This window comes from Flavobacterium sp. Sd200, from assembly GCF_009826935.1.
Taxonomy (GTDB): domain Bacteria; phylum Bacteroidota; class Bacteroidia; order Flavobacteriales; family Flavobacteriaceae; genus Flavobacterium.
Window position 1 is genome coordinate 900,958 of sequence record NZ_WUMN01000001.1, and the last position, 16,647, is coordinate 917,604.

13 protein-coding genes are annotated in these 16,647 nt (G+C 37.7%); 9 read left to right on the forward strand and 4 right to left on the reverse strand.

All coding sequences use genetic code 11. The annotated features are described in order from the left end of the window. Positions 1 to 93 precede the first annotated feature (93 nt). The 3 genes from GR160_RS04145 (at position 94) to GR160_RS04155 (ending at position 3,332) form a co-directional block, all read left to right on the forward strand. Positions 94 to 1,122 carry a quinone-dependent dihydroorotate dehydrogenase gene (locus GR160_RS04145; protein WP_160748560.1) on the forward strand — a complete coding sequence of 343 codons (1,029 nt, stop codon included), beginning with the start codon at positions 94 to 96 and terminating at the stop codon, positions 1,120 to 1,122. Positions 1,123 to 1,173: 51 nt separating this feature from the next. After that, positions 1,174 to 2,034 carry a hydroxymethylglutaryl-CoA lyase gene (locus GR160_RS04150; protein WP_160748561.1) on the forward strand — a complete coding sequence of 287 codons (861 nt, stop codon included), beginning with the start codon at positions 1,174 to 1,176 and terminating at the stop codon, positions 2,032 to 2,034. Positions 2,035 to 2,288: 254 nt separating this feature from the next. Further along, the gene (locus GR160_RS04155; RefSeq protein WP_160748562.1) at positions 2,289 to 3,332 is read left to right on the forward strand and encodes a GEVED domain-containing protein; all 1,044 of its coding nucleotides are present in this window, start codon (positions 2,289 to 2,291) and stop codon (positions 3,330 to 3,332) included. Positions 3,333 to 3,394: 62 nt separating this feature from the next. On the opposite strand, the gene mnmA is transcribed toward GR160_RS04155, so the two are convergent. From mnmA to GR160_RS04175, 4 genes are all read right to left on the reverse strand, one after another. Then, positions 3,395 to 4,582, reverse strand: a complete 1,188-nt coding sequence (gene mnmA / locus GR160_RS04160; protein WP_160748563.1) for a tRNA 2-thiouridine(34) synthase MnmA — start codon at positions 4,580 to 4,582, stop codon at positions 3,395 to 3,397. A gap of 45 nt (positions 4,583 to 4,627) precedes the next feature. Continuing rightward, positions 4,628 to 5,332, reverse strand: coding sequence for a toxin-antitoxin system YwqK family antitoxin (locus GR160_RS04165; RefSeq protein ID WP_160748564.1), 705 nt, complete (start codon positions 5,330 to 5,332; stop codon positions 4,628 to 4,630). A gap of 98 nt (positions 5,333 to 5,430) precedes the next feature. Beyond that, positions 5,431 to 7,320, reverse strand: a complete 1,890-nt coding sequence (gene yidC, locus GR160_RS04170; RefSeq protein ID WP_160748565.1) for a membrane protein insertase YidC — start codon at positions 7,318 to 7,320, stop codon at positions 5,431 to 5,433. A 58-nt stretch (positions 7,321 to 7,378) separates the two neighbouring features. After that, complete coding sequence (locus GR160_RS04175; RefSeq protein ID WP_160748566.1) at positions 7,379 to 9,004, reverse strand: CTP synthase; 1,626 nt, start codon at positions 9,002 to 9,004, stop codon at positions 7,379 to 7,381. 271 nt (positions 9,005 to 9,275) lie between these two features. Here GR160_RS04175 and GR160_RS04180 point away from each other — a divergent pair, with 271 nt between their 5' ends. From GR160_RS04180 to GR160_RS04205, 6 genes are all read left to right on the forward strand, one after another. Continuing rightward, entirely contained in the window at positions 9,276 to 9,725 is a 450-nt protein-coding gene (locus GR160_RS04180) for a hypothetical protein (RefSeq protein WP_160748567.1), read from the forward strand. Between the two features lie 314 nt (positions 9,726 to 10,039). Then, complete coding sequence (locus tag GR160_RS04185; protein ID WP_160748568.1) at positions 10,040 to 11,245, forward strand: response regulator; 1,206 nt, start codon at positions 10,040 to 10,042, stop codon at positions 11,243 to 11,245. Positions 11,246 to 11,260: 15 nt separating this feature from the next. Continuing rightward, complete coding sequence (locus GR160_RS04190) at positions 11,261 to 14,845, forward strand: response regulator (RefSeq protein WP_202390707.1); 3,585 nt, start codon at positions 11,261 to 11,263, stop codon at positions 14,843 to 14,845. Between the two features lie 14 nt (positions 14,846 to 14,859). Next, the gene (locus tag GR160_RS04195; RefSeq protein ID WP_160748569.1) at positions 14,860 to 15,225 is read left to right on the forward strand and encodes a response regulator; all 366 of its coding nucleotides are present in this window, start codon (positions 14,860 to 14,862) and stop codon (positions 15,223 to 15,225) included. Between the two features lie 10 nt (positions 15,226 to 15,235). After that, positions 15,236 to 16,045, forward strand: coding sequence for a protein-glutamate O-methyltransferase CheR (locus tag GR160_RS04200; protein WP_160748570.1), 810 nt, complete (start codon positions 15,236 to 15,238; stop codon positions 16,043 to 16,045). Next, positions 16,027 to 16,611, forward strand: a complete 585-nt coding sequence (locus GR160_RS04205) for a chemotaxis protein CheB (RefSeq protein WP_160748571.1) — start codon at positions 16,027 to 16,029, stop codon at positions 16,609 to 16,611. The genes GR160_RS04200 and GR160_RS04205 overlap by 19 nt, the downstream gene beginning before the upstream one ends. The last annotated feature ends 36 nt before the right edge of the window (positions 16,612 to 16,647 follow it).

Consider the following 16,647-nt stretch of genomic DNA (forward strand, 5'->3'; position numbering starts at 1 on the left):
AAACTTATAAAATAGTAGACGATATTTTGCGCAAACGTTTATTTATACGACAGATAATGTTATTTTTGCAATACACAACACAACTAATCATCTATGTATAAATCGCTCATAAGGCCGGTGCTTTTTAGGTTCGACCCGGAAAAAGTGCACTATTTTACTTTCTCTTCAATACGTTTTTTTAGCAGTATTCCCGGTTTTTCGTTAGTAATAAAAGGTCTTTATAATGTATCCGACCCACGTTTAGAGCGAGAAGTTTTCGGTTTAAAATTTAAAAATCCGATTGGCCTTGCTGCCGGTTTAGATAAGGATGCAAAACTGTATAAAGAGTTAGGCGGACTTGGTTTTGGTTTTATAGAAATAGGTACGCTTACACCAAAGCCACAGGACGGTAATCCTAAAAAAAGGCTGTTCAGGCTGCGAAAAGACAGTGCCATTATAAATCGTATGGGGTTTAATAACGGTGGAGTTGAAGCCGCTGCAGAGCGTTTAAAAAGCAATCCTAAAGGAAAAGGGCATATACTTATTGGGGGTAATATTGGCAAAAATAAAGTTACTCCAAACGAAGATGCTGTACAGGATTATGAAATTTGTTTTGATGCTCTGTATGATCATGTTGACTATTTTGTGGTTAATGTAAGTTCTCCAAATACACCTAATTTACGTGAGTTGCAGGATAAAGAACCGCTTACTAAACTGTTGCAAACTTTACAGGATAAAAACACAGCTATGCCAACGCAAAAACCGATTTTGCTAAAAATAGCACCCGATCTTACAGACAGTCAGTTGCTTGATATAATAGATATTGTAAAAACAACAGGTATAGCCGGGGTAATAGCTACTAATACTACAATTTCGCGCGAAGGTTTATTGTCGGGCGATAAAAATGAAACCGGCGGGCTTAGCGGTAAGCCATTGGCTAAACGTTCTACAGAAGTAATACGTTTCCTTTCAGAGAAGAGCAATAAAGCATTTCCTATTATTGGAGTGGGAGGTATTCATTCTGCTGAAGATGCCATGGAAAAATTAGAGGCCGGAGCCAGTCTGGTTCAGTTATATACCGGATTTATTTATGAAGGTCCGGCGCTTATTAAACAAATAAATAAAAAGATCCTGGCTTCTTAGAACCTGGGACATGAAGGCACTGAGTATCTAAAAATTCAAAACTCTTTTTGAATGAATATAAAAATAATAGAGTGTCCGCGAGATGCTATGCAGGGCATTAAGGCATTTATACCTACAGAAAAAAAGATAGCTTACATACAGTCTTTGCTTCGTGTAGGATTTGATACTATTGATGTGGGCAGTTTTGTGTCGGCTAAAGCCATACCGCAAATGCAGGACAGTGCTGCTGTACTTGCAGGTTTGGATCTTAGCGGTACCAAAAGCAAATTGCTGACTATTATTGCAAATACCCAAGGAGCTGAAGCTGCCGTAAAGTATGAACAGGTACAATATTTGGGATATCCATTCTCGATCTCAGAAAATTTCCAGATGCGTAATACCCATAAAACCATTGCACAATCGGTTATAACACTTCAGGAAATATTAGACATTGCCCAAGCGGCAAATAAAGAAGTGGTTGCTTATCTCTCTATGGGGTTTGGCAATCCTTATGGCGATCCCTGGAATGTAGATATAGTAGGGGAGTGGACACAAAAACTAGCCAATATGGGGGTTGAGATCATTTCACTTTCTGATACTGTAGGCAGCTCTACACCCGAGGTTATTACACATTTGTTCTCTCATCTTATACCTTTATATCCAAATATTGAGTTTGGAGCACATTTACACACTACACCAGACAAATGGTTTGAAAAAATTGATGCGGCCTATAAGTCAGGTTGTATGCGTTTCGATGGTGCAATACAGGGGTTTGGTGGTTGTCCTATGGCAAAAGACGAACTTACAGGCAATATGCCTACCGAAAAAATGTTATCTTATTTTACTGCTGCAAAAGCTGACTGTGGTTTAAATTCTCTTAGTTTTGAAAGCGCCTATAATGAGGCAACTAAAATTTTTAGGGAATATCATTAAGTTATACTTGTTAATATACAATTTTGTAACTAATATTTATAATTATAAACAATTGTTGTATTTTTAACTTTATATGTTTTTAAAGTTAATTTGTTAATTAGAATTATTCTTTTTTATTGTTTTTAGGCTTTTGTTGATAATATTTCATCTATTTTGATAGTTTAGTGTTTTTAAGTGTGGTTATATAGTTATATATTTGACATATCTGCTATATGTATTGCAGATGTTTATTACCAATAACTACAAAAAACTGCATGAAAAAAAATTACTTATCTGTTGGCCTTAAGGCCTTTTCTTTGTTTGTATTTACTTTTTACAATTGTTTCGCTCAGGATAATACATATTGTGAGGCACCTAATAATGAGAATGATGCTTATTACATAACTGGCATTACTACTTCAGGTGGTGAAACTGATTTTTCGAATACCGATACAGGATTTAATGGTGGTTATAGCGATTATACATCATCTTTCACTGTTTCAACATTTCCGGGAGGTTCTTTTGCTGTTACCGCTACACACCCCTCTAACGATTATTTATACGGTGCCTGGGTTGACTGGAACAGAGATTATACTTTTTCAGACAGTGAACAGGCGCTGGTAACAGGGTGGCTTTCTTCTCCTGCTTTTCTTGGTAATGTAATTGCCCCGGAAAATATAGAGCCCGGCACTTACAGGTTAAGGATTAGAAGTGCTTTTAGAGGTACCCCTATGCCTTGTGGAGAACATGCCTGGGGTGAGGCCGAGGATTATTCTATAGAAGTTTTAAATATTACAACCTGTTATCCGCCATACGGACTTACTGTTACACCGTCTCCTAACAATACAAAGGCTGACCTGATTTGGAGCCATCCTGTACAGGGCACGCAACCAACGGCCTATGAGTATGTTTTTAGTACTACATCAACAAGACCAACAGGGAGGGGAACCGTCATTCCTGAAAATTATGTATTCGAGGCCGATTATAATCCTCAAAATGATTATTATTTATTTGTGCGTAGTGTATGCCAGGAAAATGTTTTTAGTAGCTGGGAAGGATATGAAGTACTTAATACAAATAACGTAAGAACACAGAATAATGATATTGTAGTTTATAAAGAAGGTAATTCTATAAGCGTATCTTCATCAAATAGTATTATAAATAATATAACTATTTATGATACGAGCGGCAGGAAACTTTATGAGCAAAATAATAATTCAGATAAATTAGTGCTAAGCAGTTTACAGATGCAGCAACAGGTACTTATTTTAGAGGTTAGTACCCCAAATGGAAAAGTAAATAAAAGAATTGTCTACTAATATTTAGGGCTGATGCATTTTTTAATGCATCAGCCCTAATAATTCCTTTTTGTGGTAGTTTATTACGATATTACACCGCTTCCCACAAGCTCCTCGCCTATGTGCCATGCAGCAAACTGCCCTTCGGTAATTGCACTTTGAGGTTCTTCGAACGATATATACATGCCGTTGTCAAACTTATGTAATGTAGCTTTTTGTAAAGGCTGTCGATAGCGTATGCGCACCATAACATCCATAGTTTCTCCATCAGCAATGGCAAGATCTTCGCGAACCCAGTGTATTTCGCTCTCCTGTATAAACAATGCTGTGCGGAACAATCCGGGGTGGTTGTGTCCCTGACCGGTATATATAGCATTAGTCTCAACATCAGTAGCTATAATGAACAAAGGCTCTTTTGTGCCACCTACATTCAGTCCTTTGCGCTGGCCAATAGTATAGTAGTGTGCACCCTGGTGACGACCAACTACTTTACCCATTTCGGGTTTATATTCTATGGTCGCTGCCTGATAAGCAAGTTGTTCTTTAACCGATGTAAATTGAGGCACCTCCTGTGCATAAGTATCTATCCCGGCATTTACTTCATAAATAACACCCTCTTTAGGCTGTAATTGCTGCTGCAAGAACTCCGGAAGGCGTACTTTGCCAATAAAGCAAAGCCCCTGCGAATCTTTCTTTTCGGCAGTAACAAGCCCCATTTCAGCTGCAATTTCGCGAACCTGCGGTTTAAGTAGCTCTCCTATAGGAAAAAGTGCTTTTGACAGCTGCTCCTGAGAAAGTTGGCATAAAAAGTAGGATTGATCTTTATTGCCATCTGCTCCGGCAAGCAATCTGTGTATTTCTTTGCCGTCTTTAGTTATGGTGTCTTTACGGCAATAATGCCCGGTAGCAACATAATCGGCACCAAGGCTAAGGGCAATCTTCATGAAAACGTCAAACTTTATTTCACGGTTGCAAAGTACATCCGGGTTTGGTGTACGGCCTTTTTCGTATTCGTTAAACATATAGTCAACGATTCGCTCTTTATACTGCTCGCTAAGGTCTACTGTCTGGAATGGTATTCCCAGTTTTTCTGCCACCAGCAATGCGTCATTACTGTCTTCCAGCCATGGGCATTCGTTAGATATGGTTACTTCCTCGTCGTGCCAGTTTTTCATAAACAGGCCTATAACTTCATAACCCTGTTGCTGAAGCAGGTATGCTGCCACACTACTGTCTACTCCGCCACTAAGCCCTACAACAACACGTTTCATTTTATAATCTCCTTTTAACTATTTTGTGCAAAAATACGACAAAAATTAATTGGTTGTTTTTTTAGCAGGCAACTTGCGGTCGGCACTCATATCTTCCTCTTTAAAAACTTTGCCATTCTTATAAAATTTCCAAATGCCTGATTTTAGGCCGTTAGAATAAGACCCCTGAGAAACTATATTGCCCTGAAAATCCCTGTATGTTGCCTGACCGTTATATAGATCGTTTTTATAAAGAGATTCTTCCAGCACTATACCTTTTTCGTTATATTTTTTGTAAATGCCCTCTTTAAGCCCGTTTACATAAGTAATCTCTTCGTTAATGGTTCCGTTTTTAAAGAACACTTTACGGATGCCTGTCATCTTGCCCTTAATATAACGCTCGGTTGCCATTACGGCTTTCGATTTATTGTGGTAATATTTCCATTCACCCTCCTGTAATTTATTTACTTCTCTTCCTTCACTTACTTTATTGCCATCCGGATCAAGGAAAACAGTGTAGCATGAACCATCGGCATCAAAGGTTCTGGTTGCCATAAGTGAAGATCTGGCATCATCAGAAAAAAACTTGAATGTTCCTGTCTCTTTACCATGTTCAAAAGTGCCCTCATAACGTGGTTTTTTAGACTTTTCATAAGTACCTTTCCACAGCCCGTGTCGTTTGCCCGAAGCGTCATTCTTATTAATATCCTGCGCTATTGAACTGGCTGAAAAGGTTAGTAAACAAAGTAAGGTTACAAGTTTTTTGTGCATGGTGAGTCTTTTTTATTAAGAACGAAATATAGTTTTTTTATTGTTAAAAAAATAAGTACTAATTAAAAAAAGCACTCCGAAGAGTGCTTTAAAATAAATTATTTTTTGTTTTGATTTTTTTGCTGCTCCTGTGCCTGCTCCATCATTTCCTGCATTTTTTGCTGAAAACGGTTTTGCTTTTTAGGCTTACTTTTATTAGAAGCTATAATAGCATGTATCTTATCTTCTTTTACTATATGGTTTTTAATTACATACATAATACCTATAGTAATCAGGTTAGATATAAAGTAGTATAAACTTAAACCTGAAGCATAATTATTGAAGAATATTAGCATCATTAATGGCGATATGTATATCATTACCTTCATTATCTTGCTCATATCCGGCATTCCTTCCTGTGGTGGCGCAGCCATGCTTTGGTCTCCGGTTGTCATTCTCATGTAAAAGAATATAGCTACAGAAGCAAGTATAGGGAATAAACTTACGTGATTGCCGTAGAATGGAACGTAGAATGGTAGGTTAATTACCGCATCATAAGATGAAAGGTCGGTAGCCCAAAGGAAATCTTTCTGTCTTAAATCAAAGAACGATGGGAAGAACTGGAAGAGGGCATAGAACACCGGAATTTGCATTAACGCAGGTAAACATCCGGCCATAGGGCTAACTCCCGCCGAATTGTACAGCTTCATAGTTTCCTGCTGTTTTTTCATCGGGTCTTTTTTGTACTTCTCATTTAGTTCGTTTATTTCAGGTCGAAGCACTTTCATTTTAGCCTGAGATACATACGATTTATAAGTAACCGGAGACATTACAAGCCTTACCAAAATTGTAAATATAATAATGGCAATACCATAAGGCATGAAACTGCTAAGGAATGTAAATACAGGTATAAATATAAAACGGTTTATCCAACCGAAAATACCCCAGCCTAAAGGCATAACCTCGTCAAGGTTGCGGTCATAATCGTTAAGTATTTTATAATCGCTTGGGCCATAATACCAGTTCATGTTATAGTTTAGCTCGCCGCCTTTAAATGCAAGAGGCATTTTAGCTGTAAACTTTTTAGTGAACAAAGTATCAACTTTTTCGTCTTTTACTAAATTCTCTGAAGTAAAATCAGCAGTTTTAAAAGAAGTATCTGTCAGTAATATAGAGCTAAAAAAGTGCTGCTTGAATGCTACATAAGTAACTTCGTCTGCTTTTTCGCCATCATTACCACCTTCGCTAAGGTCGCCGTCTTTACCATCTTCATATTCATAAACCACTTTTGTGTACCTGTTCTCATAGCTAACGCTTTTCTCATTGCGGTAAGCCTTAAGCTGCCATTCAAGATCGATAGGATTAGATGTATCTATAACCTGAGACAAGCCTTGGGTACGAATGGAAAAATCGAGCATAAAGTCTTGTTTAAGCACATAACGGTACTCTAAAAACTGGTTTTCGCCCGCTTTAAGTCTTAGTGTTAAAACCGTATTATTGCCTTCTTTAGTAACAGCAGGCTCAAAATACATATCCTTAGTGTTAAGGATGCGGTTGTCTTTTGTTTTAAACTGCAGGTTAAAGCTTGCATTATTGTTTTTTATAAGCTCAACCCTTTCGTTAGAGCCTTTAGCAAATTGCTCAAAGTTTTTAAGGTTAGCCTCAGAAATATAACCGCCTTTATTGGCAATGCGAAGCAATAATACATCGTTGCTTATTTCGGTAACGTCATTTTTAGCCGACGGGAGCGTTGCACTGTAAGCAAATGCCCCAAACGAATTTTTTAGCTGTGCTACCTTAAGGGAATCTGTTGCGGTAGAGTCTTTACCTGCTACAGCCGGGCTTTCTGGTATCTGTGTTTTCTTAGCTTTATCAAGCTGCTCCTGTTTTGCCTTAGCTTTTAATTCCTGTTCTTTGTTGGCAGACTGGTTATAGATCATCCATAACAGCAATACCATTATAAGGGCAAAGCCAATAATCGTTTTTACGTCTAACTTTTTTTCTTCCATTTAAATAGTAAATTGATTCTCTTTTATCTATTGCGGCTATTTTCGCAATTATTGTTATTTAAGCATTCAGTTTTTTTTGAACCGCTGCCTTAACAAAAGCCTTAAACAATGGGTGTGGAGCTGCTACCGTACTCTTATATTCAGGATGGTATTGCACCCCAATAAAGAACGGATGGGTTTCAGCATCAAGCTCAATAACTTCTACAAGTCCTGTATCAGGATTTACACCCGATGGTATAAGCCCCGCGTTTTTAAGGTCGTTAAGATAAGCTCCGTTAAACTCATAACGGTGACGGTGACGCTCTTTAATATCTGTTTGCCCGTTATATATAGTGCTTGCAAGCGTATCCGGAGACAGGTTACATGCCCATGCCCCAAGACGCATAGTACCGCCTTTATCTGTAATTGTTTTTTGCTCCTCCATAATGTTTATAACAGGATAAGCAGTGTGTTCGTTCATTTCGGTAGAATTGGCATCTTTCCACCCCAAAACATTACGCGAATATTCTATAACAGCCATTTGCATACCAAGACAAATACCAAAGAAAGGTATTTTGTTCTCTCTTGCATAACGCACAGTTTCTATTTTTCCTTCAATACCACGCCCCCCAAAGCCCGGTGCCACAAGTATTCCGTCAAGCCCTGCAAATTTATCGGCTGCATTTTCGGCATCAATATATTCTGAGTGGATGCTTATAACGTTAACCTTTGTTTCGTTAGCAGCACCTGCATGTATAAACGCTTCTAAAATTGATTTGTATGAATCCTGAAGTTCTACATATTTACCTACGAGTCCTATGTTTACAGTGTGCTTAGGATTTTTAAGTCGGAATAAAAACTCGTTCCAGGGTTTAAGATCGGGAGTGTTTTTTTCCGGCAGGCTTAATTTTTTAAGTGCAACTTTATCCAGTCCTTCTTCAAGCATAAGATTAGGAACATCGTATATAGTAGAAGCATCTATACTTTGTATAACAGCTTCGCGCTTAACGTTGCAAAACTGAGCCAGTTTTTGTCTCAGGTCAGATGATAGCTCATGCTCTGTACGACAAACAAGGATATCGGCTTTAATACCGCTCTCCATTAATGTTTTAACAGAGTGTTGTGTTGGCTTGGTTTTAAGCTCGCCCGCAGCAGCAAGAAACGGCACTAGTGTTAAATGGATTACAATACTGTTGCTTTCGCCAAGATCCCATACTAATTGTCTTACTGATTCTATATAAGGTAACGATTCTATATCGCCTACAGTTCCTCCAATTTCAGTAATTACAATGTCATAATCTCCTGTATTGCCAAGCAACTGCATGCGTTCTTTGATTTCGTTGGTAATGTGCGGAATAACCTGCACTGTTTTACCAAGAAACTCACCACGACGTTCTTTTTCTATTACAGAAAGGTAAACCCTTCCGGTAGTAACATTATTAGCCTGAGACGTAGGAACATTTAAAAAACGCTCATAGTGCCCAAGGTCAAGGTCTGTTTCGGCACCATCATCGGTAACATAACATTCGCCGTGCTCGTATGGGTTTAACGTGCCGGGATCTACATTAATGTAGGGATCAAATTTTTGAATTGTCGTTCTGTAACCTCTTGCCTGCAATAGTTTTGCCAGCGAAGCTGCTATTATCCCTTTACCAAGGGAAGAAGTAACACCTCCGGTAACAAAAATATACTTTGTCTGATTCATTATTGTGCGCTGTGTTGTTGTGTTGTAGTTAAATAAAAAACTTGGCAAAAGTACAAAAATTAATTGATTGGTAAAGCTAATTAAGCAACGTGTCAATTTCTTAATCTAATATTTTATTAGTAAGAGGATTATAGTAAATGTTACATCTTAATTGCGTAAAAATGTTTTTGCTAAAACTAAGTATTTAGAATTAATGTGCGTGACAGCATTTTAAATAGCCGTTATTATTTTGCAAATTTGTATTTGATATTATTTCATTTATACAACTATAATGACGTTTAAGCAAAAAATATACCGCTATTATCTTCAACAGATAGATGATAAACTTGATGCATTTAAAGATATGATAGATGCACTAACCGAGGGAGCAGCCAATGATGCAAAAGGATCGGCAGGGGATAAGCATGAAACAGCCTTGTCGATGATGCATCTTGAACAGGAAAAACTAAACAGCAAAATATCAGAATTTTTAGACCAGCGTGCAGTACTCGAGAAAATAAACCCGGAACTGGCTACAACTAAAATAGTTTTGGGTAGTGTAAGTATTGTAAATAATATGTATTTGTTTTTGAGCACGGCTTTACCAAAAATAACCATAGATGGTGTTACAGTGATTGCGCTTTCGCCTCAATCTCCACTTGGTTCTCAAATTGTTGGAAAACAGGCAGGTGACAGTGTTGTTGTTAACAATACTAAATATACCATCGAAGAAGTTTATTAGTATTGTTGTGAAATTGAAAGGTAAAACCGATTTTAATTAAAAAAGTATTAATAGCTGATGCTGTGTAATGTGGTTTAGACTTAAAAACACTGCGAATTTCATAAAGTAGTTTTATGTTAATATTCATATACTGAATTAACAGCGCTTTAACATTTGTTTTCATACTTTTGAAAACCGACCAGAAAAAGTCAAATTTAGTTACGCTTGCAAATCACCAACTCAACCTTTCAGCCTGTGCCGGGAAGTCTATATTTTATGCTTTTATCTGTATTATTTGATTTTATCGCCAACCTGCAAATTATAAGTAGTTAATTATGATACTTATAGTAGACGATAAACGGGAAAATATTATGCCCCTTATTAAAATTCTTGAACTGCATGGCCTTGTTGCCGATGCGGCAGAATCTGGTGAGGAGGCATTGAGGCTTATTCTTAAAAAAAACTATTCACTCATAATCCTTGATGTGCAAATGCCGGGCATGGATGGCTTTGAAGTTGCCGAAGCACTTGCAGGTAGCAACCGCACTAAAGATATCCCGGTTATATTCCTGTCGGCTATTAATAAAGAGAAAAGATATATTTTTAAAGGTTTTGAGACCGGAGCTGTCGATTATATTACAAAACCTGCCGATCCTGACCTGCTTATACTTAAAGTAAAGACATTTTTAAAGCTTTATGAGCAAAAAAATGAGCTCAAAGATGTTAGGGATCTGCTTTCTAAAGAAATAGAAATAAGGAAAGAGGCTCAGGAAAATCTTGAAAACAGAGTAGCCGAAAGGACTAAAGAATTAAGCGACAAGAATGAAGAGCTTGAACTTAGAAATCATGAATTGCAGCAGTTTGCATGGGTAGTGTCTCATGATCTTAAAGAGCCTCTCAGAAAAATAGAGACTTTTATTAAAATTATAAAAGAACGCTATTTAATTTCCGATGAAAAAGCTGTTGATTATGTAAATCGTACTGTCAGATCGGCCCAGCGAATGGAGCATTTAATTACAGATCTGTTGGATTATTCCCGCTTATCTTCAGATGTAATACCTGTACAGGTTAACCTTACCAGTCTTGTAAAAGAAGTAGTTTCTGATTTTGATAATCTTATAGATCAAAAGAATGCAATCATAAGCATAGATGAGCTTCCTGTAATTACAGGAGTAACGAGTCAATTAAGGCAACTTTTTCAAAATCTTATAGGAAATTCACTTAAATTTACCCGCCCTGATGTTAGTCCTGTTATAGAAATAGCATCGGAATTTATAAATGAAAAAGACAGTAAGGCGCAGCCTACTGCAACCGGAAGGTATTGCCGAATAATCGTTAAAGATAACGGAATAGGCTTCAATGAGGTGTATTTAGAAAAGATATTTAAAATTTTTCAAAGCCTCAATGACCGTAATGCCTATGAAGGTACCGGCATAGGACTGGCAATTGCTAAAAAAATTATTGAAAAACATAATGGTCTCATAACGGCCACGAGTAAAGAAGGCGAGGGGGCAACCTTTATAATTGTGCTACCGGTTTAAAATTCTGTAAACTATATGGACGGTAACTTTAAAAGAAACTTATTGCTAAGCACCAGTGCTTCAATGTTTATTTTGCTTATAAGCAGTGTTGCATCTTTTTTAAGCATCAGGAGCCTGCTAGAAAGCAATGCATGGGTAAACCACACCCAGGATGTAATTTATAATCTTAATGCCGGCGGATCAGAACTTGTAGAGGCACAAACCAATATGAGGGGTTATCTGGTATCTGGAAATAAAGATTTTTTAGAGCAATATAAGGGAGCCGAAGGCCGTGCCGACGACTATTTTGCGAAGGTAGACGAGCTAACCATAGATAACAGGATACAACAAAAGAACCTTAAAGAACTGAGACCTCTTAAATTTCAGTTTTTTAAATATTTACAGGCACGAATTGATCAAAAATTAAGAGGGGAAGCAATACTTGCGTCTACTTTAGGCGATGGTAAGATACTTATGGATAAAATGCGTAATATTCTAAAACGTATGGAAGCCGAAGAGCAACGATTGCTTAAAGAAAGAATATCTCAGTCTGAACGATATGGTTTCTACAGCTCTGTACTTATAGTAGTAGCAGCAATTATTGCGCTTTTAATAAGTTTTGTATTCTTTATGAGGATATTAAGGGATTATAATTCCCGACTTGAGCTACAGCTAAAACTTCAAAAGAACGATAAAGACACTGCAGAAAGAATACGTGTTATTGGTGGGATTGCTGAGCAAATTTCGAGAGGCAACTATGAAGTAAGGGCCGATGCCGTTGAAAGTGATGCTTTAGGAACGCTTGGCTATTCACTAAACAATATGGCCAATTCGTTAGAAGTATCTTTTAATTCACTATCTGATAATGAGTGGAAGCAAACAGGGGTTGCAGGCCTTAATAAAGTAATGATTGGAGATAAAAGCCTGGAACAACTTACACAGGATATTATAAATTATCTTGCAGAATATACTAAAAGTAATGCAGGAGTATTGTATTTATTGCAGGATGATCATTTGTATGCAACTGCCGGATTTAGTTATGCTGCTCCAACAGAGCGTGAAGTTATTAAAGTTGGTGAGGGATTGACCGGACAGGCAATAGTATCAGGGAAGATGCTTGAACTAAAAGGCATTGCCGAAGACAGAATAAAAGTATCGTATGCTTTGGGCGAAGCATTGCCTGTACACATAGTGGCTCTGCCTCTAATAGATAATTTGGCAGAAGGCGCATTAGAATTGGCTTCATTAAAAGGTTATAAAGATCGTGAGATCGATTTCTTAAAGTCAGTAGGTAATAGTATAGGTGTAGCATTACGTTCGGCACAAAACCGTAAACGTGTTCAGGAATTGCTCGAAGAAACCCAGGCACAAAGTGAGGAACTGAAAGCACAGCACAGCGAACTCGAAAGCATGAATGCGGAGCTTGAAGCGCAAACACAGAAACTTCAGGCATCGGAAGAGGAGCTTAGAGTGCAACAGGAAGAGTTACAACAAACCAACGAAGAGCTTGCCGAACGCAGTGTTTTACTTGAGGAAAAAAATACAGAGATACAGAAAAAATCAGAAGACCTTGAATTAAGCACAAGATATAAGTCGGAGTTTTTGGCTAATATGTCGCACGAGTTGCGCACACCGCTTAACTCAATATTATTATTGAGCAGGTTGTTGTCTGAAAATGCTGCCGGAAATATGACCGATGAGCAGATTGAGTTTGCTACTGTAATTTCAAGTTCAGGTAATGGGCTCTTAGGACTTATAGATGAGATACTTGATCTGTCTAAGATTGAGGCAGGCAAAATGGAACTGGAGATACTTGATATTTCTACTAAAGAAATAACCGAGGGTCTTAAAGCATTGTTTACAGAAGTCGCCAAACAAAAAGGAATAGTGTTTAAAGTAGACGATAAAGATGCACCATTGGTTATAAGAACTGATAAAATGCGCCTTGAGCAAATTTTAAAGAACCTTATATCAAATGCTATTAAGTTTACCACAAAGGGTTCTGTAACTGTTAGTATCAAAAAGCATCCACACAACGATAAGTTTATAACCTTTGCTGTTAAAGATACCGGCATTGGTATTCCGCGCGAAAAACAGCCATTAATTTTTGAAGCTTTCCAACAGGCAGACGGCTCTACAAAACGTAAATACGGAGGTACCGGTCTTGGGCTTTCTATTAGCCGTGAGCTTGCAAAATTGCTTAATGGCGAGATTACTTTAGTAAGTAATGTTGATGAAGGCAGTGAGTTTACACTTACAATTCCGGTTATTGGCAATGCTATTATGAATTTTAGCGAAACTGAAGAGTTTGAACTTCCTGTGGTAAAAGCAACTGAAGAGGTACAATCTGTTGTTAAAGAAGAGCAAAGAAACCAATATTTAAGTCCCTTTATACCGGAAAATATACCTGATGACAGGGAGGCAATAGGCGAAAACGATAAGGTTGTTCTTATTGTGGAAGACGATATTAATTTTGCCAAATCATTACTCGAATTCAGCCGCCAGCGTGGTTATAAAGGAGTAGTGTCGGTTAGGGGAGATCATGCACTCAATTTGGCATTAGTGTTTAGGCCTGCAGGAATATTGCTTGATATTCAATTGCCCATGAAGAGTGGCTGGGAGGTTATGGAAGAACTTAAAACCAATGCACAGACTAAACACATACCGGTACATATAATGTCTTCGCATAAGCTTAAACAGGAAAGTTTACTCAAGGGAGCTGTAAACTTTTTGAACAAGCCTGTAGCGTTTGAACAAATGCCCGATATTTTTAGGCGAATTGAACACATAATAAACAAAGAATCGCAAAAGGTACTTATCATAGAAGATAACCCTATGCACGCCAAAGCTCTTGCTTACTTTTTAGAGGAGAATGACATTAACTCTGAAATTAAGAGCGAAATAAATGATGGTGTAGATGCGCTACAGAAGAAAGAGGTAGACTGTGTTATTCTTGATATGGGAATCCCCGATAAACAGGCCTACGAAATATTAGAAGGCGTTAAAAAGAATCCGGGGCTTGAAAACCTGCCCGTAATTGTATTTACAGGCAAAAGCCTTTCGATGAAGGAAGAGTTGAAAATTAAAAAATATGCCGATTCGATAGTCATTAAAACAGCCCATTCTTACAAGCGCATGTTAGACGAGGTGTCGCTATTCCTGCATCTTGTAGAAGAAAATAAAAATGGTAAAACTTCTAAAGATAATTATAAAAAACTAAGTTTGCTCAATAATGTGCTTTATGGTAAAACGGTGCTTATTGTAGATGACGATGTGCGCAATATTTATTCGCTTACAAAATCACTTGAAGCACTTAAAATGAATATTGTTACCGCCATTGATGGTAAGGAAGCACTGAAAGTGCTGGAAGAGCATCCAGAGATAGATGTTGTTTTGCTCGATATGATGATGCCAAACATGGATGGATATGAAACCGCCACGAGGATAAGAGAGAATAATAAATACAGAAATCTTCCGGTTATTGCCGTAACGGCAAAGGCAATGACTGGCGACAGAGAAAAATGTATTAATGCGGGAGCATCTGATTATATAACAAAACCGGTAGATGTAGACCAGCTACTATCGTTACTTAGAGTATGGCTTTATAACCAGGCCAATTAACAGCAGTTAAAATAATGACAAAAAAGAGAGTTTTAATTATTGATGACGATACACGCAATATATTTGCATTATCGGCAACATTACGTGCAAAAGGTTTTGACTGCGTTTCAAGAACAGGAGCTTTAGAAGCTTTACAGTTACTAAAAACAGATGAGCACATAGATGCCATTTTATTAGATATGATGATGCCCGAAATGGATGGCTATGAAGCTATACCACACATAAAACAGATTGAGGGCAGGCAGAATATCCCTATAATATCGGTTACGGCATTAGCAATGGTGGGCGATAAAGAAAAGTGCCTTGCAGCAGGAGCCGACGGATACATATCTAAACCAATTGATGTTGATAAATTGCTGCAATCGCTTAGCAATATATAGTTTTTAGCCTATGATCAATGACCGCCAACTGGAGGTGCTTATAAATGATGTTTACGAATACCATGGTTTTGACTTTGGCGGTTATTCGCGGGCATCATTAAAACGTAGGGTAGACAGGCTTGTACAGTTGGATGGTTTTAAAGATTTTGCTGCTTTTCTTTCTAAAGTAAGATCGGAACCTGCTTATTTTAAGCACATGGTAGAGGAAATAACGGTAAACGTTACAGAAATGTTTCGTGATCCTCATTTTTACAAAACCTTACGTGAAGAGATAATCCCTACATTGGCACCCAAACCATTTATCCGCATTTGGCATGCAGGCTGCTCGAGTGGCGAGGAAGTTTTTTCTATGGCAATTTTATTGCAGGAGGCTAACCTGTTACATAAATCGCTTCTTTATGCTACAGATATTAATCCGTTGGTTTTAGAGACGGCCAGAAAAGCTATCTTTCCACTTAGGATGATGAAAGCTTATTCTGAAAACTATATGGCATCCGGAGGGAAAAAAGACTTTTCAGAATATTATACCGCAAATTATGGCTTTGCTAAATTTGATGAGCATTTTGTCTCTAAAATGGTGTTCTCCCAGCATAACTTGGTTTCTGATGGTTCTTTTAATGAGTTTGATCTTATCATGTGCCGCAACGTACTCATTTATTTTGATAAAGATTTACAGGAGCGCGCTTTGCAACTTTTTGATAACAGCCTTTCTAAATTAGGCTATCTTGCCTTGGGAACTAAAGAAACCATTAAGTTTTCTAAAATGGAAGACGGCTATGAGCAGCATAAAAAAGAAAAGCTATGGAAAAAGATAAAATAGCTACTAAAACCAGGGTTGTAATTATTGGCGGTTCGGCTGGCAGCCTCGAGGTATTAATGTATATTTTACCAAAGCTAAAGCCTATTAGTAATTTTGCGCTCGTGATAGTGCTGCATAGAAAAAGTTCGGAAGATAAGACGCTCGAAGAACTTATCGAAATAAAATCAGCAACTCATGTAAAAGAGGTTGAAGATAAAACCCTTATGATCCCCGGATTTATTTACATAGCCCCATCTGACTACCATCTTCTATTTGAAAACAATGGAGAACTTTCTTTAGATACTTCTGAGAAAGTAAATTACAGCAGGCCAAGCATTGATGTTTCTTTTGAATCTGCTGCGCAGGTATATGGTTCTTTGCTTACAGCGATTCTTCTCTCGGGAGCCAATTCCGACGGTACTAACGGATTACTTGAAGTTAAACAAATGGGAGGAACAGTTGTGATCCAGCATCCTGATAGTGCCGAAATGCCGTTTATGCCAAAACATGCCATAGAGAATATTACCGCTGACCGGGTTTTAGATATAAACGGTTTACTTGAATTTTTAAATGCTATTGATTCTTAATTCTAAAAATAAAAACCGGAAGATTTCTCTCCCGGT